At 46.0% G+C, this 19,742-nt stretch carries 21 protein-coding genes; 18 read left to right on the top strand and 3 right to left on the bottom strand.

Annotated elements, in window-relative coordinates; genetic code table 11:
- Nucleotides 1-122 precede the first annotated feature (122 nt).
- The 5 genes from lpdA to lipB all read left to right on the top strand — a co-directional run bounded on the left by lpdA (nt 123) and on the right by lipB (nt 5,983).
- On the top strand, nt 123-1,544 hold the full coding sequence (lpdA, locus tag NYE25_RS12025) for a dihydrolipoyl dehydrogenase (RefSeq protein ID WP_076284503.1): 1,422 nt from the start codon (nt 123-125) through the stop codon (nt 1,542-1,544).
- 130 nt (nt 1,545-1,674) lie between these two features.
- Nucleotides 1,675-2,706, top strand: a complete 1,032-nt coding sequence (locus NYE25_RS12020) for a thiamine pyrophosphate-dependent dehydrogenase E1 component subunit alpha (protein ID WP_042190387.1) — start codon at nt 1,675-1,677, stop codon at nt 2,704-2,706.
- Between the two features lie 3 nt (nt 2,707-2,709).
- On the top strand, nt 2,710-3,696 hold the full coding sequence (locus tag NYE25_RS12015; RefSeq protein WP_042190385.1) for an alpha-ketoacid dehydrogenase subunit beta: 987 nt from the start codon (nt 2,710-2,712) through the stop codon (nt 3,694-3,696).
- Nucleotides 3,697-3,853: 157 nt separating this feature from the next.
- Nucleotides 3,854-5,215, top strand: coding sequence for a dihydrolipoamide acetyltransferase family protein (locus tag NYE25_RS12010; protein WP_076284504.1), 1,362 nt, complete (start codon nt 3,854-3,856; stop codon nt 5,213-5,215).
- A 57-nt stretch (nt 5,216-5,272) separates the two neighbouring features.
- Nucleotides 5,273-5,983, top strand: coding sequence for a lipoyl(octanoyl) transferase LipB (lipB, locus tag NYE25_RS12005; RefSeq protein ID WP_042190382.1), 711 nt, complete (start codon nt 5,273-5,275; stop codon nt 5,981-5,983).
- An 82-nt stretch (nt 5,984-6,065) separates the two neighbouring features.
- Here the strand turns inward: lipB and prli42 are convergent, their stop codons facing one another.
- Entirely contained in the window at nt 6,066-6,167 is a 102-nt protein-coding gene (gene prli42 / locus NYE25_RS12000; protein WP_094872112.1) for a stressosome-associated protein Prli42, read from the bottom strand.
- Between the two features lie 98 nt (nt 6,168-6,265).
- Between prli42 and NYE25_RS11995 the strand changes: the two genes are divergently transcribed.
- The gene (locus NYE25_RS11995; RefSeq protein ID WP_341145988.1) at nt 6,266-7,393 is read left to right on the top strand and encodes a tripeptidase T; all 1,128 of its coding nucleotides are present in this window, start codon (nt 6,266-6,268) and stop codon (nt 7,391-7,393) included.
- Between the two features lie 220 nt (nt 7,394-7,613).
- Here NYE25_RS11995 and NYE25_RS11990 read toward each other — a convergent pair whose 3' ends face one another.
- Nucleotides 7,614-7,787, bottom strand: a complete 174-nt coding sequence (locus NYE25_RS11990; protein ID WP_179085764.1) for a hypothetical protein — start codon at nt 7,785-7,787, stop codon at nt 7,614-7,616.
- 77 nt (nt 7,788-7,864) lie between these two features.
- Between NYE25_RS11990 and NYE25_RS11985 the strand changes: the two genes are divergently transcribed.
- The 9 genes from NYE25_RS11985 (at nt 7,865) to NYE25_RS11945 (ending at nt 16,121) form a co-directional block, all read left to right on the top strand.
- Nucleotides 7,865-8,437 carry an NUDIX hydrolase gene (locus NYE25_RS11985; protein WP_341145987.1) on the top strand — a complete coding sequence of 191 codons (573 nt, stop codon included), beginning with the start codon at nt 7,865-7,867 and terminating at the stop codon, nt 8,435-8,437.
- Nucleotides 8,428-9,627: an endonuclease Q family protein gene (locus tag NYE25_RS11980; protein ID WP_341145986.1), complete on the top strand. Its 1,200-nt coding sequence runs from the start codon at nt 8,428-8,430 to the stop codon at nt 9,625-9,627. The genes NYE25_RS11985 and NYE25_RS11980 overlap by 10 nt, the downstream gene beginning before the upstream one ends.
- Before the next feature lie 81 nt (nt 9,628-9,708).
- On the top strand, nt 9,709-10,359 hold the full coding sequence (gene spoIIM / locus NYE25_RS11975; protein ID WP_076284509.1) for a stage II sporulation protein M: 651 nt from the start codon (nt 9,709-9,711) through the stop codon (nt 10,357-10,359).
- 89 nt (nt 10,360-10,448) lie between these two features.
- Entirely contained in the window at nt 10,449-10,913 is a 465-nt protein-coding gene (gene fur / locus NYE25_RS11970; protein WP_042129744.1) for a ferric iron uptake transcriptional regulator, read from the top strand.
- 162 nt (nt 10,914-11,075) lie between these two features.
- Nucleotides 11,076-11,309 (top strand): DUF4227 family protein, encoded by a 234-nt coding sequence (locus tag NYE25_RS11965; protein WP_188114651.1) that lies wholly within the window; start codon nt 11,076-11,078, stop codon nt 11,307-11,309.
- Between the two features lie 158 nt (nt 11,310-11,467).
- Nucleotides 11,468-12,361, top strand: a complete 894-nt coding sequence (gene xerD / locus NYE25_RS11960) for a site-specific tyrosine recombinase XerD (protein WP_340971710.1) — start codon at nt 11,468-11,470, stop codon at nt 12,359-12,361.
- A 227-nt stretch (nt 12,362-12,588) separates the two neighbouring features.
- A complete protein-coding gene (gene deoB, locus NYE25_RS11955; RefSeq protein ID WP_341060026.1) occupies nt 12,589-13,767 on the top strand; it encodes a phosphopentomutase in 1,179 nt (392 codons plus the stop codon).
- A gap of 45 nt (nt 13,768-13,812) precedes the next feature.
- Nucleotides 13,813-14,637 carry a purine-nucleoside phosphorylase gene (locus NYE25_RS11950; protein WP_076284512.1) on the top strand — a complete coding sequence of 275 codons (825 nt, stop codon included), beginning with the start codon at nt 13,813-13,815 and terminating at the stop codon, nt 14,635-14,637.
- A gap of 152 nt (nt 14,638-14,789) precedes the next feature.
- Nucleotides 14,790-16,121: a pyrimidine-nucleoside phosphorylase gene (locus tag NYE25_RS11945; RefSeq protein ID WP_340971701.1), complete on the top strand. Its 1,332-nt coding sequence runs from the start codon at nt 14,790-14,792 to the stop codon at nt 16,119-16,121.
- 104 nt (nt 16,122-16,225) lie between these two features.
- Here the strand turns inward: NYE25_RS11945 and NYE25_RS11940 are convergent, their stop codons facing one another.
- On the bottom strand, nt 16,226-17,239 hold the full coding sequence (locus NYE25_RS11940) for a serine hydrolase domain-containing protein (RefSeq protein WP_341145985.1): 1,014 nt from the start codon (nt 17,237-17,239) through the stop codon (nt 16,226-16,228).
- Nucleotides 17,240-17,614: 375 nt separating this feature from the next.
- Between NYE25_RS11940 and NYE25_RS11935 the strand changes: the two genes are divergently transcribed.
- The 3 genes from NYE25_RS11935 (at nt 17,615) to spoIIAB (ending at nt 19,732) form a co-directional block, all read left to right on the top strand.
- Nucleotides 17,615-18,751 carry a D-alanyl-D-alanine carboxypeptidase family protein gene (locus tag NYE25_RS11935; RefSeq protein ID WP_231573502.1) on the top strand — a complete coding sequence of 379 codons (1,137 nt, stop codon included), beginning with the start codon at nt 17,615-17,617 and terminating at the stop codon, nt 18,749-18,751.
- A 175-nt stretch (nt 18,752-18,926) separates the two neighbouring features.
- The gene (gene spoIIAA, locus NYE25_RS11930; RefSeq protein WP_042129729.1) at nt 18,927-19,280 is read left to right on the top strand and encodes an anti-sigma F factor antagonist; all 354 of its coding nucleotides are present in this window, start codon (nt 18,927-18,929) and stop codon (nt 19,278-19,280) included.
- A complete protein-coding gene (gene spoIIAB / locus NYE25_RS11925; protein WP_042129726.1) occupies nt 19,277-19,732 on the top strand; it encodes an anti-sigma F factor in 456 nt (151 codons plus the stop codon). Before spoIIAA ends, spoIIAB begins: the two co-directional genes overlap by 4 nt.
- The last annotated feature ends 10 nt before the right edge of the window (nt 19,733-19,742 follow it).

The following is a 19,742-nucleotide window of genomic DNA, read 5'->3' as shown; positions in this document are numbered from 1 at the left end:
AACGCTTTAGTAAGAAAAAGTCCATTTGGATATGACGTTTATAAGTTTTGTAATACTCTAAAAAGAGAGTACAATATACAATGTAAAATGAACTTACGTGTAATGACTGGAGGATACATATCATGACAATTTCATGTGACGTGGCCATACTTGGCGGAGGAACCGGGGGATATGTGGCAGCCATTCGCGCTGCACAGCTTGGAAAGTCCGTCGTCGTCATCGAAATGGACAAACTGGGAGGAACCTGCCTGCACCGTGGCTGCATTCCTAGCAAATCGCTGCTCAGAAGCGCAGAGGTATATGCTGAAATCAATGAGAGCGAGAGCTATGGCATTGAGACAAGCGGTGTACAGCTTGTATTCCCAAAAGTACAAAAGCGCAAGGAAGCGGTAGTTGAACAACTTCATCAGGGCGTACAATATTTGATGCGCAAAAATAAAATACAAGTTATTAAAGGCAAGGGGCGCGTAACGGGTCCCTCTATTTTTTCCCCGCGTAGTGGTGCTGTTGCTGTGGAACTAGAAGACGGTGAAATGGAAACAGTGGTCTCTAACCATCTTATTATTGCTACAGGATCTCGTCCGCGTGTATTACCTGGTCTGGAACCAGACGGGAAAGTTATTCTTAGCAGTGATGAAGCGCTCACCCTCGACGAGTTACCCTCTTCCATCATTATTGTTGGAGGCGGAGTAATTGGGGTGGAATGGGCCTCTATGCTGGTTGATTTCGGAGTGCAGGTAACGGTAGTTGAAGCTGCTGGTCAGTTACTGCCACAAGAGGATGAAGAGGTAGCTAAAGAGCTGCAACGTTTACTTAAAAAACGTGGGGTTAAAATACTGACTGAAGCTACAGTGGATGCTGCAACCTGCAAGGTAACGGACGATGGAATTTCGATTGATGCCCGTAAGGGAGAGCAAACTCAAAGTCTATCCGCAGAAAAGCTACTTGTATCCGTAGGTAGAGTAGCGAATGTAGAGAATATTGGTCTGGAAAATACTGATATTCGCTTTGATAAAGGAATTATTGCTGTAAATGCTAGTATGCAGACGGCTGAGCCACATATTTATGCGATTGGTGACTGTATTGGTGGACTACAACTAGCTCATGCAGCCAGCCATGAAGGCATTATGGCGGTCAACCATCTCGCTGGTGAGAAACTTCACCCTTATCATACACATCTTGTACCGCGTTGTGTCTACACACGTCCTGAAGTTGCGAGTGTGGGTCACACTGAGAAGGAAGCTAAAGCATTGGGACATGATGTAGTAACTGGTAAATTCCCCTTCTCGGCCATTGGCAAGGCGATTGTGTACGGTCAGAAGGACGGGTTTGTTAAAGTTGTGGCGGACCGAAGCAGTGGAGATATTCTCGGTGTGCAGATGATAGGTCCGCATGTTACCGATCTAATCGGGGAAGCTGCATTGGCTCAACTGCTGGATGCAACACCTTGGGAGGTTGGCGAGGCTATTCATGCTCACCCTACACTTTCGGAGATCGTTGGAGAAGCAATGTTAGCTGTAGATGGAAGATCTATCGGGATTTAGCTTTTCTTTTTGGGTAAAAAGGGATTATAATAAACTCAAGCCAAGTCTTAGTACCAGGTTTTAAGATCAGGATACAATTGGTCTTAAATCCTGTAAGACTCAGGCTTTATGAATAAGGAGGTATCTCTTTATGGAATCCCAAGATACTGTAGAAACGATTAACAGACATAAGCAGCTTGGACTAAGTGACGGCCAGGTCATCGATATGTACAGATATATGCTGCTCGCACGTAAATACGACGAGCGCAGTCTGCTGCTTCAGCGCGCTGGCAAGATTAACTTTCATGTCTCCGGCATTGGCCAGGAGGCGGGTCAGGTAGCAGCAGCATTTGCGCTGGACCGGCAGAATGATTATTTTTTACCTTATTACCGTGATTATGCTTTCGTACTCTCCGTGGGTATGACTACTCGTGAATTGATGCTGTCTGTGTTCGCAAAGGCAGAAGATCCAAACAGTGGTGGGCGGCAAATGCCAGGTCACTTTGGTAGTAAGCGTCTGCGTATTGTGACAGGCTCAAGTCCTGTAACCACGCAGGTCCCTCATGCGGTTGGTTTTGCTTTGGCAGCCAAAATGCAAAAGAAAAAATTCGTCTCATTTGTAACCTTCGGGGAAGGCTCTAGCAACCAAGGCGATTTTCATGAAGCTTGTAACTTTGCCGGAGTGAATAAGCTGCCGGTTATTATCATGTGTCAGAATAATCAGTACGCGATCTCTATTCCTGCTCACAAACAGCTTGGCGGTAAGGTCAGCGATCGTGCTCTGGGTTATGGGTTTCCAGGTGTGCGTGTAGACGGCAATGATCCACTGGAAGTATATCGTGTCGTTAAGGAAGCTCGGGAAAGAGCACTTGCGGGTGAAGGTCCTACGTTAATCGAAGCCATGATGTACCGTTTATCTCCACACTCCACCTCGGACAATGATTTGGCTTATCGGACCAAAGAAGAGGTTGATGAGAATTGGAAGAAGGACGGCGTAGCAGGATTCCGTAATTACCTGATCGGTCTGGGACTTTGGAGTGACGAGCAAGAACAAGATCTTATTGCCGAATGCAATCTTGAGCTTAAAGCAGCAATCGAATATGCTGACAACGCTCCGTTCCCGAAACCGGAAGATACACTGCTGCATGTTTACAGTGATTCCGACCTGAAAGGAGGAGCATAAATCATGGCTATAATGGAATATATCGATGCCATTCGGCTCGCGATGAAGGAAGAAATGGAACGCGATGAATCCGTGTTTGTGCTTGGTGAGGACGTGGGGCTCAAAGGTGGCGTATTTACCACAACAAAAGGCCTGCAAGAACAGTTCGGAGAAGAACGTGTACTAGATACACCGTTAGCGGAATCAGCTATAGCTGGTGTGGCGATTGGTGCAGCTATGTATGGTATGAAGCCGATTGCTGAAATGCAGTACTCTGACTTCATGCTTCCAGCAACGAATCAAATCATTAGCGAAGCGGCCAAAATCCGCTATCGTTCAAATAACGATTGGAATTGCCCGGTTGTCATACGTGCGCCTATCGGCGGTGGTGTATTCGGCGGTCTGTACCATTCTCAGTGTCCGGAATCGATTTTCTTCGGTACACCAGGATTGAAGATTGTCGCACCTTACTCTGCTTACGATGCAAAAGGACTTTTGAAGGCAGCCGTACGTGATCCTGATCCGGTTTTATTCTTCGAGAACAAAAAGTGCTATAAGCTGATCAAGGAAGAAGTGCCAGAAGGTGATTATACCGTTCCTATTGGCGAAGCTAATCTGCTGCGTAAGGGAACAGATATTACGGTTATTGGTTATAGTTTGCCATTGCATTTTGCGATGCAAGCAGCAGAAGAATTGGAGCGCGAAGAAGGCATTACAGCGCATATTCTGGATCTGCGGACCTTGCAGCCTCTTGATCGTGAGGCGATCATAGCTGCTGCTCGTGAGACAGGGAAGGTTCTTATTGTGCACGAGGACAATAAAACGGGCGGTATTGGTGGCGAAGTGGCGGCGATTATCGCTGAGCATTGTCTATTTGAACTAGACGCGCCGATCTTCCGTCTTTGTGGTCCCGATGTTCCAGCGATGCCAATCAGCCCGCCAATGGAGAAGTTCTTCATGCTTAGCAAAGAAAAAGTGAAGGCGGAAATGCTTCGACTGGCGCAATATTAAAATAGTTGAGTGGACGCAAAGCTTCGTACAACTTAAAGATTATGCTTACGATGCAAGTTTTACTGCGAAGTATTTCTAAGAAGCGAAGCTTCGTAAAACTTAAAGATTATGCTTACGAAGTGAGTTTTACTTCGTAAAACATTTGAGGAGTGAAAAGATGTCTGACAACCAAAAGTTGACTGACGTGATCATGCCGCAGCTGGCAGAATCGCTAGTATCGGCGACGATCGGCAAATGGCTGAAGAAACCGGGCGATCCGGTAGAGCAATACGAACCAATATGTGAGCTTATTACAGATAAGGTAAATGCTGAATTGCCTTCAACGATAGATGGAGTTATGGGTGAACTATTGGCGGAAGAAGGTCAGGTTGTCAATGTCGGTGAAGTCATTTGTCGTATTGCCGTGCCTGTGACTGCACCTGCTGCTGTAAACGTGACTAACACTAATACAGTTGCAGCTAATAATGTTGCAGAACAAAATGCGACTTCAACTGCTAACGATACGATGCGTGCACGCTACTCTCCTGCGGTACAGACTTTGGCGGCTGAGCATAACATCGACCTGACTTTAGTTATGGGTACTGGTATGGGTGGCCGAATTACCCGTAAGGATGTGCTGGCCTTCATCGAAAGTGGCGGAGCTACATCTCCAGCTTCGATTTCTGCTAGTCAACCAACCCCAGTGGTGTCACAACCGCCTGCTCCACAGTTCGTTCAAGCCCAAGAGAAGAAGGCGGAAGAGCCTCTTCGCCATTCGGGTCTACATTTGAGCGAATCTCCTCGTATTCCAACAATTGAAGTCGAGGGTGGACGAGGCAGCAGTTCGGAATACCTGATTGATGTAACACCAATCCGGAATACAATCGCTACAAGAATGCGCCAAAGTGTCTCGGAGATTCCGCATGCTTGGACAATGATTGAGGTAGATGTGACTAATCTGGTCGCACTGCGCAATAAACATAAGGATGAGTTCAAGCGTAAAGAAGGTATCAATCTAACCTATCTGGCTTTCATGATGAAGGCTGTTGTGAGTGCGATTAAGGATTACCCGATTATGAACTCTGTCTGGGCTGTAGACAAAATTATTGTCAAACGTGATATCAATATCTCGTTAGCGGTAGGTACTGAAGATTCGGTTATCACTCCTGTAATTAAGAAGGCTGATCAGAAAAACGTTGCCGGGCTGGCACGTGAGATTGATGAATTGGCACAAAAAACCCGCGAAGGCAAACTGAGTCTGGAAGATTTGCAGGGAGGGACTTTCACTGTAAATAATACCGGCTCATTTGGCTCCATTCTTTCTTATCCAATCATTAACTATCCACAGGCAGCGATTTTAACGTTTGAATCGATTGTAAAAAGACCTGTGGTCATTAACGATATGATAGGTGTAAGATCAATGGCTAATATTTGTCTGTCGCTGGATCATCGGATTCTGGACGGAGTGATTTGCGGTCGTTTCTTGCAACGCGTCAAGGATAACATTGAAGGATATACCCCAGATACGAAACTTTACTAAAAAATAATAACGAGCCAAACTGTGCAGGCATGAGACTGAAAAAGGGGACCTGACGGTATGAATAATTCGGATATTCGTAAGCTGCAGATTTCATATGACCCTATTATGGAGTATGGGGAGGCTTGGGATCTGCAAAAGGAAAGTGTGCACGCCATTGATGCTGGTGAGCAACCGGAACGATTGATTCTTTTGCAGCATCCACCTACCTATACTATTGGTTCACAGAATCATCCCGAACATCTTCTTCTAGATGAAGAGCAGCTCAAAGAAAAAGGAATTGCGCTGTTTGAAATCGACCGGGGAGGAGATATTACATATCACGGACCGGGTCAGCTTGTAGGTTATCCGATCCTTATGCTCGGTGAAGAAGGTAAGGTAGATTTACGCGGGTACTTGCGCAGTCTGGAAGCAGTGATTATTGATTATTTGGCATCCTACGGAATTGTAGGAGAACGGAAGCCGGAGTATACAGGGGTATGGGTTGGCGACGAGAAGATCTGTGCCATTGGTGTCAAGTTTAACAAAAGCAAATTCCGAAGAGGGTTTGTTACTAGCCATGGTTTTGCTTTTAACATTTCTGAAGGAATATCTGGATACGGCTTTCAAGGGATTATTCCATGCGGTATCACTGAATTTGGAGTAACTTCCCTAGAGGAGTGTGCAGGTCGTCGTTTTGAACTTCAAGATGTGGCTAAAGAATTGGTTCCGTATTTTCTAAGACACTTTCCTTATGAAGAGCAGGATGAGTTCTTTGGCACTATGGCTTAAGGTTGATTAACGAACTAACAGGCAAGCCAAATAGCGGCAAGGGGGTCCCTAGCCGCTATTATCAATGTTCCTTGTGTAGATATTAACCTGCAAGGAAAGGCTCGATAACCATAAAGAGCGTAGAGGCAATCATGGCGAACAACATGACGTAGATGAAGATTTTGAACCACTTATTACGTTGCATGAGTAACTCCTTTAGATTTAGTTTAAGTTAATAGCATGAAGATGGATGGTCATTCTGTACAACCATTGTAACGTATTCACGAAAGAGAGGGAAGTCCAGTGATTTCACAAGACAGATTGATTCAAGAATTTATGGAGCTTGTCCAAGTTGATAGTGAAACAAGAAATGAACGGCAGATTGCCGATGTGCTCAAGAGCAAATTTAACGCTCTTGGCTTAGAAGTTACCGAAGATGATTCCCAGGAAAGAACTGGACATGGAGCGGGTAATCTGTTCATTACCTGGCCGGCTGAGAACGGCGGATCTGCGCCAAAGCTTCTGTTCACTTGCCACATGGATACAGTTGTTCCTGGACAAAGTATCAAGCCTACGCTCGGCGCGGATGGATGGATTACAAGTGACGGCACTACGATCCTTGGAGCAGATGACAAAGCTGGGCTAGCTGCACTGTTCGAAGCGATCAGAGTGATTCAAGAGCAAAAATTGCCACATGGTCAGATTCAGTTCGTAATTACTGCGGGTGAAGAATCTGGATTGCTAGGTGCACGTTCGATGGATCCGAGCAATTTGGATGCAGACTTCGGTTTCGCACTCGATTCCAATGGTGAAGTCGGTGCGATTGCAGTTGCGGCACCTACACAAGCTAAGATTACGATGCAAATCTTCGGAAAATCAGCTCATGCAGGTGTTAATCCAGAAGACGGCATCAGTGCGATTCAAGTAGCCAGCAAAGCGATTGCTGCCATGAAGCTTGGTCGGATCGACAACGAAACGACTGCGAATATCGGTAAATTCGCTGGCGGCGGACCTACGAATGTGGTGTGCGATCACGTTCAATTGGACGCAGAAGCACGTAGTATCGTGCAGGAAAAAGTTGGCGATCAAATCGCTTCAATGCGTGAAGCACTGGAGACCACTGTCCGCGAATACGGTGCAGAATGCGAATTCCGCAGTGAAATTATTTATCCAGCGTTCAGCTTTAATGAAAATGATCCAGTGGTACAGCTTGCACAGCGGGCTATCACTTCTATGGGTCTTACGCCCCGTCTGTTCCACTCTGGTGGAGGAAGTGACGCTAACGTATTCAATGGCCTAGATGTTCCGACCATTAATCTCGCTGTAGGATACGAGCATATCCATACCACTAAGGAACGGATTAAAGCCGAAGATATCGTTAAAGTGGCTGAGCTTGTAGTAAATATTGTTAAAGAGAGTGTGAAGGGCTAACCTTCTTATAAAATAACAGAGCAGCGATCCTACCGTAACGGTGGATTGCTGCTCTGTATTTTTTTATGGGGAGTTTAATGCAGCCAGATTTAGGGGGATCCAAAAAAAGTTATTTGAAGCTAAAGGACCCAGATGACGCTATAAGCAAATTTATCGCCTTTTGGGACACCCCTATATTCGGATACACATGTATGACTAAATCCTAAAGGAGAGAGTGAATTTACCCTGCTTTGGTTGGAATGATCTTGGATTGATCCTTTAGGGAGAGAATGTATGAGAGAGGCATATCGGGCCCATACCGCTCTATCCACCTAGCTAAAATGGCCTTGATTTCCTCCGGTTTACCTACCATTGTAACTGCGGATGAGCTTGTACGGCTGAAGATTTCGTTCATCTGAAATTCCTTCTTTCCCTTTAAGTTTGCTATAATACACCGTATGCACAATAGAGAAAAAGGAGACCAGAAACTTTATGGGAGAACAATATTTGCACAGCAAACCCGAGCTTGATGAAGTGACATTGTCTACACAGCCTGTTTTTGATGGGAAGATTATATCTTTACAGGTGGACACAGTGAGACTGCCTGATGGAAATACTGCGACACGTGAAGTTGTGAAGCATCCCGGCGCCGTAGCGGTGCTTGCTTTAAACAACAACAAAATGCTTGTTGTAGAGCAATACCGTCAGCCCATGCAACGCACTGAAGTAGAAATTCCGGCTGGGAAGCTGGATAAAGGTGAAGATCCATTAGTTGCGGCTGGTCGTGAACTTCAAGAAGAGACTGGATTTCACAGTGGAGATTTGAAATTGCTTAAATCCTTCTATACTTCTCCCGGCTTCGCCGATGAGATTATTCATTTGTATGTGACTACTAATGCAAAGCCAGGAGATATGTCCCTGGACGAGGACGAATTTCTAGAAGTTTCGGAGCTTACCCTGGAGGAAGCGTATCAATATATGGCTGACGGGCGTATCGCGGACGCGAAGACGATGATGGCAGTGTATGCTTGGCATCTATACACGCTGACAGGCCAATGGAATTAACAACTGAATTGAAGAGTTTCTATTGCGATTTGCATGTTCATATTGGACGAACGTCGGAAGGACAAGCGGTCAAAATCAGCGGCAGCCGCGAGCTTACCTTTGCGGGCATTGCCAAAGAGGCTGCAGAGCGCAAGGGACTAGAAATGATCGGTATTATTGATAGTCATTCACCAGGGGTTCTACGTGATATTCAGCGTTCCTTGGAATCTGGAGAGATGACGTTAGCTGAAGGTGGAGGGATCGCTTACCGAGGGACTACGATCATTCTGGGAACAGAGATTGAAATCCGCGAGCCTGGGCGAAAAGAGTGCCATGTGCTCGCCTACATGCCGGACGTGGAGCGCATGACCGATTTTAGTGCGTGGATGAGCCGCTATATGCGGAATGTGAATCTAAGTTCCCAGCGCCTGTATGCTCTGGCTAGGGAGCTTCAGGATGAGATTTATGGGCGGGGAGGGATTCTTATCCCTGCACATATTTTCACGCCTCACAAGGGCTTGTACGGCTGTGCAGCGGAGCGTATGGCAGACATCTTTGATCTGGATCGCATAACAGCAGTTGAGCTAGGGCTGAGTGCAGATTCGGAAATGGCGGGTTATCTTTCTGAGCTGGATGACTTCACATTCCTAACGAACTCTGATGCGCATTCACTGGGCAAACTAGGTCGAGAGTATAATGTAATGGCGTTGGCACGACCTTCTTTTGCTGAACTACGACTCGCACTAGAACGTAAGGAAGGGCGGAAGGTAACAGCTAATTTCGGACTTAACCCCCGGCTGGGTAAATACCACCGCACCTACTGCGGAGGTTGTGGCAGTATTATTGACGAAGCTTATGGCACATCGGAACGCTGCCAATATTGTGGCAGTCTTAAATTGGTGAGAGGTGTATTCGACCGGATCCTAGATATCGCAGACCGCAAGACGCCTCTAGTACCCGCAAACCGTCCGCCTTATCACTATCAGGTTCCACTTGAATTTATTCCAGGCCTCGGGAAGGCTAAGATGAACGCGTTACTGCAAGCTTTTGGCACGGAGATGAACATTTTACATGGCTGTGGTGAAGCGGAAATTGCTAGCGTAGTAGGAGTGGATTTGGCGGCTATGATCGTTCGGGCTCGCTCAGGCATATTGGAATTATCAGCAGGCGGTGGGGGAACATACGGTAAAGTCGTACAACCTGGAAAGTAGAGTTATTGTCCTAAGGACAAGTCATATCGCGGGACGTTTTCTCATATGGTGTAACATGTAACCGGAAAGGGGAACGTCTCGATGCGTAATTTAAGGCTGATGATGAAGGAACAGACGCCTCTGTATATTTTTGTCGGCGTATTATTTCTGGTAGGTGTTGTATTTGGAGCTCTTATCGTTAGTGCGCTTACGATGGATCAGCAACAGGAGCTGGGGGATTATCTAGGAAATTTCTTTGTAACGGTTGATCAGCAGGGTCTACCCGCAGCACCTGATTCGTACTGGAGTATAGCGGCCTTAAATCTGAAATGGATTGGGCTGATCTGGATCCTTGGATTATCAGTCATTGGGCTGCCGGGAATCTTGATTCTTGATTTTCTTAAAGGGGTATTGATCGGCTTTACGGTCGGTTGTCTAGTAAGTCAATATTCATGGCACGGAATGCTGTTCGCATTAGTCTCCGTGGCTCCGCACAATCTGGTACTGATTCCTGTGTTGTTAGTAAGTAGTGCAGCGGCGATCGCCTTTTCCTTGCAGATGATTCGTAGCCGAGTGCTAGGACAACGTCGGACGCCAGTGACTCGCCCTTTTACTATGTACACCATATTGTCACTTGTAATGGCACTGTTGATTCTGGGCATTTCTAGTTTTGAGACCTATGTTACGCCGATCATGATGCGCTGGGTTACGCCTTCACTTGTACAAGCAGTGACTACCTTGGGCTTGCAGTAAAAGCGTTTGACTTCTCAAAGCGACACCCCCTATAATGGAAGAAGTGGTTTGAAGACCGGTGAGGTTATTTTCCAAGGGGGAGGGAGACAATGGAAGCTCGGATAGACAAAATTAAGCAACAGTTACAATCCCAAGGATACAAGCTTACACCCCAACGGGAAGCGACCTTAAGAGTGCTGCTGGAGAATGAGGAAGATCATCTTAGCGCAGAAGATGTTTTTATGCTCGTGAAAGAGAAAGCTCCCGAGATCGGTCTTGCGACTGTATATCGTACCCTGGAACTTCTTAGCGAGCTTCACGTCGTAGAAAAGATTAACTTCGGTGACGGTGTCGCCCGTTATGATCTGCGAACAGATACTGCGAAGCACCATCATCATCATTTAATTTGTGTGCAATGCGGTAGTATGGATGAGATTCGCGAGGATTGGTTAGGTCCGCTAGAAGAGCGACTGGAGAAAGAATTTAATTTCACAGTGCTTGATCATAGACTTGATTTTCATGGGATATGCTATCGGTGTAGCGATAAGAATAATTCAAACGGAAATCCGTCCTAAGTCATCTTATAATGAAATTCACTTCATAAGCTCTCCCCGGTTTTTTTGCCGGAGAGAGCTTTTTAAATGATTGGTCTATTGGAGATATACATATCAGTCCGTTTTGGTGCATAAGGTGAAGGACGAGCAGATCTTAACTGTATGTTAGAGGGAGGCGTCCATATGATCGTTTCTGTGCCCAAAACAGTTCGAAAGCTGTATTTTATGATCATGTTTGTGGCTCTAAGCTATTTGCTCTACAGTGCTATGAGCTGGCTTGGTGAATGGATCAGTCCGATAGAGAATTATGGAATTCCTGAAGGCTCCGCTGTTCGGGCTTTTGATCATGCCGATCGTGGTGATGATGGTCTGGATACAAGACAGCGTTTGCGCTTCTATTACTGGTATGGAGAATGAAAGCTTCGCAGGAAGCAGGAACAAGCGAGAAGAATGTCGAAGAAAACAAGGTGGATTCATGCAGCGTATACTAAATGTACACATCTGCAGAACCCTCATGCTGAATGTGCTGCAGGAAGTCACTATGAGTAGCTGCGCCAGGACAGGAGCGTGAAATAATGAAGTCACACTTGCAGCCGTTTTTACATTATTTGTCCGGAGATAAAGGCTTGTCCCCGAATACACTGGAATCTTACGGTAGGGATGTATCGCAGTTTCTGGAGTTCGCTGAAGAGCGGGGGGCTAGTCAGCCTGATGAGATCCGAAGATCACATGTGATATTATATCTTGGCTCATTACGCGGAGCTGGTCGAGCAACAGCAACGTTGAACAGGAGCGCAGTGTCCCTCCGTGCTTTTTTTCATTATTTACTGAAGGAACGTTTGATTGAGCAGGATCCAACACTGGACATGGAGACCATGAAGCCTGATAAGAAACCTCCTATGGTGCTTACCATTTCGGAAATAGAGCAGTTATTGGCTGCGCCGGATGTAAGTACGCCACAAGGGATGCGCGATAAGGCTATGCTGGAATTACTCTATGCAACAGGCATTAAGGTCTCTGAATTAATCTCACTTAACGTGGATGATGTGCACACGGATATGAAATTTGCGCGTTGTACAGGAACTTCTGGCAAGGAGCGGGTAGTTCCCATTGGAACCCTTGCAGCTGAGAGTGTAGCGGCTTACACTTCACTTATGCGGGACAAGCTGCTTCGTGATCACCAGGAGGAAACAGCCATGTTCCTGAATAGTCTAGGGGGAAGATTAACCCGGCAAGGCTTTTGGAAAATCATAAAAAAATATGCACGGGAAGCAAACATTGAGCAGGATATTACCCCGCATACACTTAGGCATTCCTTCGCAGCCCATTTACTGGAAGGCGGAGCAGATTTGCGTTCCGTACAACAAATGCTGGGTCATGCCGATATTTCGACGACTCAGATTTATAACGGTATAGCCCGTAAGAATATGAAGGAAGTATATGAGAGCCACCATCCTAGAGCTCGATAATTCTGCTTTAAAGATGCTTTTTGTGAGTAAGATGGTTATGATGGAATCATACTGAAAGGATAGACTGGGGAATGATCCGCAGGTTATCTTTTAGCAGAAACGGATACCTGATAAGCGGTACATTGTATCGCTGACTTCGGAAGCGTATGTCTTCTGGAAGACGGTACAGCCGTTTCTTCTTGTTGGTACGAAAGAATATCTATATTAAAAAAGGAGTGAAGACAACTATGTCCTCATTTAAACGAATTGGTTTTATTGTTCTAGATAGTGTTGGTATCGGTGAAGCGCCAGATGCTGCGAATTTCGGTGATGCTGGGTCGCACACGCTTGGTCATATATTGGATCGTGTTCCTGGTTTGAAGCTTCCTAATCTCCAGAAGCTCGGGTTAGCTAATATTGCTTCGCTGCCACCGCTAGAGCCTGTAGCTTCACCAACAGGGTACTACGGCAAAATGCAGGAAGTATCTGTAGGAAAGGATACGATGACCGGACACTGGGAGCTAATGGGGCTGAAGATTGAGGTTCCTTTCAATACGTATCCTGACGGTTTTCCAGCAGAATTGATTGAGAAGTTCGAAGCGGCAACTGGTCGTAAGGTAATCGGGAATAAACCGGCTTCCGGTACGGAGATTCTTGTTGAATACGGCGAAGAACAAATGAAAACCGGTGCTTGGATTGTCTATACCTCTGCGGACAGCGTATTCCAGCTTGCTGCACATGAAGATATCATTCCACTCGAAGAGCTGTACAGCGCTTGTAAAATAGCCCGTGAGCTGACGATGGCTCCAGAATTCTCGGTTGGTCGCGTGATTGCTCGTCCATATGTTGGCGAACCAGGGAAATTCGTTCGGACGCCAAACCGGCATGACTATGCTGTGAAGCCGCCAGAACCAACGGTAATGAACGCGCTGACTGATATCGGTAAGGATGTTATCGCAGTTGGTAAGATCAACGATATCTTTACAGGAGAAGGAGTTACGGCTTCTTATCCAACGAAGAGCAATGAACATGGAATCGAAGTTACTATTGAGCAGCTTCGTCAACCGTTTGACGGTTTCCTGTTTACGAATTTGGTGGATTTTGATTCTTTGTATGGACATCGTCGTGACCCAGAAGGATACGGCCGTGCACTGGAAGTGTTCGATCAGGCCCTGCCTGAAATTCTATCTACGCTCGGTGAAGATGATCTATTGATTATTTCTGCAGACCATGGTAACGATCCGATCCATAGTGGAACTGACCATACCCGTGAATATGTACCGCTCTTAATCTATAGCCCGCGGTTTAAACATCCAGAAAGTTTGGGCATTCGTGAAACCTTCTCTGATGTAGCTGCAACCATTGCTGATAACTTTGGTGCGAAGGCGCCGCAGTATGGGACAAGCTTTTTAGCGAAACTGCAATAAAAGGGTTGTGGGTTGCTCCACAACATCAATGAAGGAGGATCATCCATGAGCGCATTAACTCAAAAAGAAATTCAAGAAGCAGCTATTTATATAAAAGACAAATGTCCGGTGGCTCCGGAAATTGGATTGATCCTTGGTTCAGGCCTCGGTGTGCTTGCAGACCTTATTACTGATGGAGTAAGCATTCCATATGATGAGATTCCTCACTTTCCTGTGTCTACTGTAGAAGGACATGAGGGCGAGCTATTAATTGGTATGATCGAAGGCCGCCGAGTCGTGATGATGAAGGGCCGCTTTCATATGTATGAGGGTTATGGACCGGAGGTAACGGCATTCCCTGTACGGGTTATGAAAGAGCTTGGTATAGCGAGTTTACTAGTAACGAATGCAGCTGGTGGAGTGAACACAGATTTCACGCCGGGTGATCTTATGCTTCTTACGGATCATCTTAATATGACTGGGCGGAATCCTTTAATAGGACCTAATGATCCTGCACTTGGTGTGCGCTTCCCAGATATGTCGACCGCCTACAGTCGCCGCCTGATCCAGGTAGCCAAGGAAACGGCAGCTCAGCAGAATTTCGAGTTCAAAGAAGGCGTATATGCAGGTCTATTGGGACCTTGCTACGAAACGCCTGCTGAAATCGTAATGCTTCGTACGCTAGGTGCCGATGCTGTGGGCATGTCTACTGTATCGGAGACCATTGTTGCTCGTCATGCAGGTATTGAGGTTTTGGGCATCTCCTGTATTACTAACATGGCCGCGGGAATCCTGGATCAACCTCTCAATCATGAAGAGGTGATGGAAACTGCAGAACGTGTGCGTGAACGTTTCTTGAAACTGGTCTTAGGCTTTATTCCGAAAATGTAATTTCGGGCACTGCATTTTGAATTACTGGGAGGTCATAATTATGACACAAGTGATTAAATTTAAGCCATTGACGCATGAACAGGTAGTTAATTTAACTAAACCAAAATATATCGGATTTGCTCGCGCAAATGTCCGTGAAATGCAGGTGTAAAATGAGAGCTGTCGACATTATTCAGAAAAAAAGAGACGGTGGAGAGCTGAGCCGTGAGGAAATATCCTTTCTAATTCAAGGCTATAGTAAAGGTGAAGTTCCTGATTATCAACTTTCCGCTTGGGCCATGGCGGTTTATTTTCAAGGCATGAACGCACGGGAGACCGGTGATCTAACGATGGAAATGGCGATGTCCGGTGATCAAGTGGATCTGAGCCCAATCGCAGGCATTAAGGTTGATAAGCACTCCACAGGTGGAGTGGGAGATAAAACCACCGTGGTGCTTGCACCGTTGGTAGCCTCTGCTGGAGTACCGGTAGCGAAGATGTCCGGCCGCGGACTTGGGCATACAGGAGGTACACTTGATAAGCTGGAGTCGATCACTGGCTTTTCTATAGAGATGGATCGCGAGCGTTTCTTTGATCAAGTAGGGGAGATCGGAGCTGCCGTGATCGGCCAGTCGGGCAACATTACACCCGCTGACAAAAAGCTGTATGCCCTTCGGGATGTAACAGCAACTGTTGAATCCATCCCTCTTATTGCAAGCTCAGTGATGAGCAAGAAGATTGCAGCGGGTGCAGACGCCATTGTACTGGATGTCAAAACCGGCAGCGGTGCTTTTATGAAGACGCTTGATGATTCAATTGCGCTTGCCCAGGCTATGGTGGATATCGGCACCCATTTGGGTCGTAATACTGTTGCCATCATCAGTGATATGGATCAGCCACTGGGTTACGGGATCGGAAATGCGCTGGAAATTAAGGAAGGAATCGAGACCTTGAAGGGTCACGGTCCTAAAGATTTGCAGGAAGTCTGCCTTATTCTGGGCAGTCAGATGCTTGTTCTTGGCGGTAAAGCCAAGGATGAAGCGGAGGCTCGTTCGATTCTGATGACACATATTGAAGATGGCACAGCGCTGGAGAAATTCAAACAGATCGTGAGTGCGCAAGGCGGAGATGTTTCACAAATCGATGATCCGGAGAAACTCCCTGCTGCTAAACGATTCATTGAAGTGAAAGCGAAGACTAAGGGTTTCATTGAGGGGATTCAAGCAGAAGAAATCGGCATTGCTGCTATGCTGCTTGGTGCAGGACGTGAAACCAAGGAATCTGTAATAGATTTGGCTGTAGGTATTCAACTCTCTAAAAAAGTTGGAGATGCTGTAGAGATTGGTGATACACTTGCAGTATTGCATATCAATGATGCCAGTGATAAGAAAGTAGAGGAAGCTGAGGGTAAGGTGTTAGAAGCTTACCGTATTACTTCTGAATCGGTTCCACCATTGCCATTGGTGTTCGCGCTTGTTACGAAGGATGGAGTAACACGGTACTAGCCAAGGAAATGTAATTATTGTCATGACAAAGACCTGAAATAGACAGTACAATAGCGAGCCTCCCGTATTAGGAGGCTTGCTGTTTTACGTTTTTGACGAAGCAGCTACAAATGCTTATCGATAAGATTGAAAATCTGAGAAGCCCCGCTGCTTGTATTACATAATACGACCACAGTCTCTCCACTAGCCGGATAGATAGCCGATCGGAAGGAAACACCGGGATCGTATCCCATAATGTGAAACTTGAACACTTTTTCTTCTCGGAGGGTGATCCATACACCATAACCATAATAGCCTTCACCATTCACATGTATGTGGGGAGTAAGCAACAATGAAGTGAGTACTGGACTCAAAAGGGTATGGTTCATTAGCCCGTTCCAGAATAACTGCATGTCGGGAGCAGTTACGAAAGCTCCACCGTCAGCGCCTCCTTTTACCGGGATTGAATAGATGTTGCTTCTCCAGCTACCGTTCTCTTCCTCTATGTATCCTAGTGCACAGTTGGCTGGTAAGGCATCTAACGTAAAGTAACCGGATTGCTCCATTCCGCAAGGCTTAAAGATGTGAAGCTCCACATAATCGGAAAAGGACATTCCACTCAATTCCTCCACCAGAAGACCTAGCACGATATATCCGGCATTGTTGTAGTGAAAACGTTCACCAGGGGTCCACATCATGGGGAGGTTTCTAAACATCGGTACAAAGTCTTCCAGTTGCCGTAAAGTGTACATAGGTTGTGTCTTCCACAGTTCTTCGAAGTCATCCATGATTGTTTCATCAAAATAATCTGGAATCCCAGAGCTATGCGTAAGTAACTGATGTATGGTGATTTCAGAACTAAAGAGAGGGAACTCTACCTTCTTCAGATAGTCTGATAATCTGCTTTCGAAAGAAATCAATCCCCTTTCGACCAGTTGACAGACGGCAATTGCTGTGAATATTTTACACCCGGAAGCGATCCCGAACCGAGTATGAATATTATTTTCGCGCTTATCCGACTTATTGGCATAACCGTGACAGCTGCTGGCGATTTCTTTATCATATTGTTTTGCTAGTACTACGCCTGAGAAATCGTTCTGTTTTGCTTCTGTCTCAATATAAGTTTCAAGTGGGTTCATTCGTATATTCACTCCTCTGTAAGACAGTATAGGTTCTTAGTTAACATTCGTGAAAGTCTACGATTTACCTTTAAAAGTCCTAAAATGAGAGCTAAAAAAATGGAAATACTTTAAATTTGAAATATTATTTAATCTCCCCTATAATAAAAATGCTCTGCAACTGCTGCTGGGCTTTTTTTAATTGATGACATCCTTACTTCTTGAGATAAATAATTGTGGTTATTTCCTTAAAAATGGAATAATTTTCACCCTTTCTGACGAAACTGGAACACAGTACCTGTGATATGAAGGTTAACGTTCAGGAGGGGAACCATTGTGAGAAAAATGCGTTTTGCTGTGCTTGTGCTCTGTATCGCTGTATCGGTTCTAGGACCTATGTCAGGCGCTTATGCAGAAGAAAAAACCAAGGACTCTGGCAGTAATGCTGCCGCTGTAGACCTCGCACCGGGAGCACGTTCTGCTATTTTGATGGACGCTGGTACCGGAACTGTTATTTATGAGAAGAACAGCCATGATAAGCTGCCTCCCGCAAGTATTACGAAGATTATGACGATGTTACTAACGGTGGAAGCGCTGGATGAAGGAAGGCTGCAGCTGACTGATAAGGTGCGAACAAGTGAATATGCGGCTTCTATGGGCGGATCGCAGATTTTTCTGGAGCCTGGTGAAGAAATGTCGGTAGACGATATGCTTAAAGGTATCGCTATGGCTTCTGGTAATGATGCTTCTGTGGCGATGGCGGAGAAAATAGCTGGTTCAGAGAGTGCTTTTGTCGATCTGATGAATAAACGTGCAGAGGAACTGGGTCTAAAAGATACCCATTTTGCCAACTGCAACGGTCTTCCAGCCGCCAATCACTATTCCTCAGCTTACGATATTGCGGTCATCAGTCGTGAGCTTTTGAAGCATGATCAAATTATCAAATATACCGGTTCCTATCAGGATTACTTACGTAAGGATTCAACCAAACCGTTCTGGTTGGTGAACACGAACAAGCTAGTGCGTTTCTACACTGGTGCTGATGGTTTGAAGACAGGTTATACTGCTGAGGCAAAATTCTGTCTGTCCGCTACAGCAGCAAGAGATGGCTTACGTGCTGTCGCTGTTGTGCTAGGCGAGCCGAACACAAAGACGCGCAATAGTGAAGTGTCAGGCATGTTCGATTACCTGTTCTCGCAATATAAAGTACACACGATCCACAAAGAAGGGGATGCCATAGGCACCCTAAAGATTGAAAAGGGCGTAAAATCCGAGTTGCCGATAACGGCCAAAGAGACGTACAGTGTTCTTTTGAAAAAAGGTGTGACTCAAGAAGGCATTCGCCACGAACTAGTATTGCCGGAAAGCGTGAAGGCTCCAGTAGCTGAAGGTCAATCTGTGGGCAAGCTAGTGGTCTACCAAGGAACCCAAGTGATTAAGGAGTATGAATTAAAAGCAGGGGAAGCTGTGCCGAAAGCAGGCTGGTGGAAGCTCTTTAAGCGCACAACAGGCTCGATGTTCGGTGTAGATTAAAAACAGTTTTTTTGTAGATTACCCCCATGTACTCTGTAGATTCATAGGGGTTTTCTTCTAGTTTTGTCGTGAGGCAGGATTCCTGATTTGCCGCGTAGAAAACCTTGTCCTTGAAGGGAATAGGTACTGTCTTTCAAGGTCAGTTTTCAAAGCAACGAAGAGGAGAGTGGCAAGCATGAATTCTCATGTGGAGATGGAGCATCACAGGGGTGTGTTGATTGTCCGTTTATCAGGGGAGTTGGATCATCACGCAGCCGATTTTGTAAGAATGGATATGGATGAAGCGATTATGCGTGGTCAAGTATCGCATTTGGTTCTTAGTCTTAAGCATCTGCAGTTTATGGACAGTTCAGGCCTAGGCGTGATTCTGGGAAGGTATAAACTGATCCACAGTAAAGGTGGAAAAATGGTTGTGTGTGATGCAACGGCACCTGTGAAGCGGCTGCTGGAAATGTCAGGCCTGTTCAAAATCATGCCCCTATATGACGACGAGAGTACTGCACTCTCGGATTTGGAGGTTGCGTTATGACAAATAGTAAGGCTGGTAACTTCATGAACGTGCAGTTCGCTGCACGCTCGGAGAACGAATCGTTCGCACGTGTAGTCGTAGCGGCGTTCGTTTCCCGGCTTGATCCTACGATGGACGAGCTGAATGATCTGAAGACAGTCGTGTCGGAAGCGGTCACCAACTGTATTATTCATGGGTATGATAGTGATCCGGAAGGTATTGTGACCATTTCGGCATCGCTGGACAACGAAACGGTACATCTAACCATTGAGGATCAAGGACGGGGCATTGAGGATTTGGAGCTGGCGCAACAGCCGCTGTATACCTCTAAGCCAGAGCTGGAGCGGTCGGGCATGGGCTTTACTATTATGGAGAATTTCATGGATGAATTTGAAGTCACTAGTGAACCGGGACACGGTACTTCTATCTCAATGAAGAAAACCATCGTCTCGAAAAAAGCTTTATACAATTAGGGGTTGGAGC

It is taken from the genome of Paenibacillus sp. FSL E2-8871, assembly GCF_038000345.1.
Lineage (GTDB): Bacteria > Bacillota > Bacilli > Paenibacillales > Paenibacillaceae > Paenibacillus_AQ.
This window is presented reverse-complemented; position numbering and strand designations above follow the sequence as displayed.

Bases quoted from the DNA above. Each gene is read 5' to 3' on its own strand.
- lpdA (WP_076284503.1), top strand. From the start codon at position 123: ATGACAATTTCATGTGACGTGGCCATACTTGGCGGAGGAACCGGGGGA.
- NYE25_RS12020 (WP_042190387.1), top strand. From the start codon at position 1,675: ATGGAATCCCAAGATACTGTAGAAACGATTAACAGACATAAGCAGCTT.
- NYE25_RS12015 (WP_042190385.1), top strand. From the start codon at position 2,710: ATGGCTATAATGGAATATATCGATGCCATTCGGCTCGCGATGAAGGAA.
- NYE25_RS12010 (WP_076284504.1), top strand. From the start codon at position 3,854: ATGTCTGACAACCAAAAGTTGACTGACGTGATCATGCCGCAGCTGGCA.
- lipB (WP_042190382.1), top strand. From the start codon at position 5,273: ATGAATAATTCGGATATTCGTAAGCTGCAGATTTCATATGACCCTATT.
- prli42 (WP_094872112.1), bottom strand. From the start codon at position 6,167: ATGCAACGTAATAAGTGGTTCAAAATCTTCATCTACGTCATGTTGTTC.
- NYE25_RS11990 (WP_179085764.1), bottom strand. From the start codon at position 7,787: ATGAACGAAATCTTCAGCCGTACAAGCTCATCCGCAGTTACAATGGTA.
- NYE25_RS11985 (WP_341145987.1), top strand. From the start codon at position 7,865: ATGGGAGAACAATATTTGCACAGCAAACCCGAGCTTGATGAAGTGACA.
- NYE25_RS11980 (WP_341145986.1), top strand. From the start codon at position 8,428: ATGGAATTAACAACTGAATTGAAGAGTTTCTATTGCGATTTGCATGTT.
- spoIIM (WP_076284509.1), top strand. From the start codon at position 9,709: ATGCGTAATTTAAGGCTGATGATGAAGGAACAGACGCCTCTGTATATT.
- fur (WP_042129744.1), top strand. From the start codon at position 10,449: ATGGAAGCTCGGATAGACAAAATTAAGCAACAGTTACAATCCCAAGGA.
- NYE25_RS11965 (WP_188114651.1), top strand. From the start codon at position 11,076: ATGATCGTTTCTGTGCCCAAAACAGTTCGAAAGCTGTATTTTATGATC.
- xerD (WP_340971710.1), top strand. From the start codon at position 11,468: ATGAAGTCACACTTGCAGCCGTTTTTACATTATTTGTCCGGAGATAAA.
- deoB (WP_341060026.1), top strand. From the start codon at position 12,589: ATGTCCTCATTTAAACGAATTGGTTTTATTGTTCTAGATAGTGTTGGT.
- NYE25_RS11950 (WP_076284512.1), top strand. From the start codon at position 13,813: ATGAGCGCATTAACTCAAAAAGAAATTCAAGAAGCAGCTATTTATATA.
- NYE25_RS11945 (WP_340971701.1), top strand. From the start codon at position 14,790: ATGAGAGCTGTCGACATTATTCAGAAAAAAAGAGACGGTGGAGAGCTG.
- NYE25_RS11940 (WP_341145985.1), bottom strand. From the start codon at position 17,239: ATGAACCCACTTGAAACTTATATTGAGACAGAAGCAAAACAGAACGAT.
- NYE25_RS11935 (WP_231573502.1), top strand. From the start codon at position 17,615: ATGTCAGGCGCTTATGCAGAAGAAAAAACCAAGGACTCTGGCAGTAAT.
- spoIIAA (WP_042129729.1), top strand. From the start codon at position 18,927: ATGAATTCTCATGTGGAGATGGAGCATCACAGGGGTGTGTTGATTGTC.
- spoIIAB (WP_042129726.1), top strand. From the start codon at position 19,277: ATGACAAATAGTAAGGCTGGTAACTTCATGAACGTGCAGTTCGCTGCA.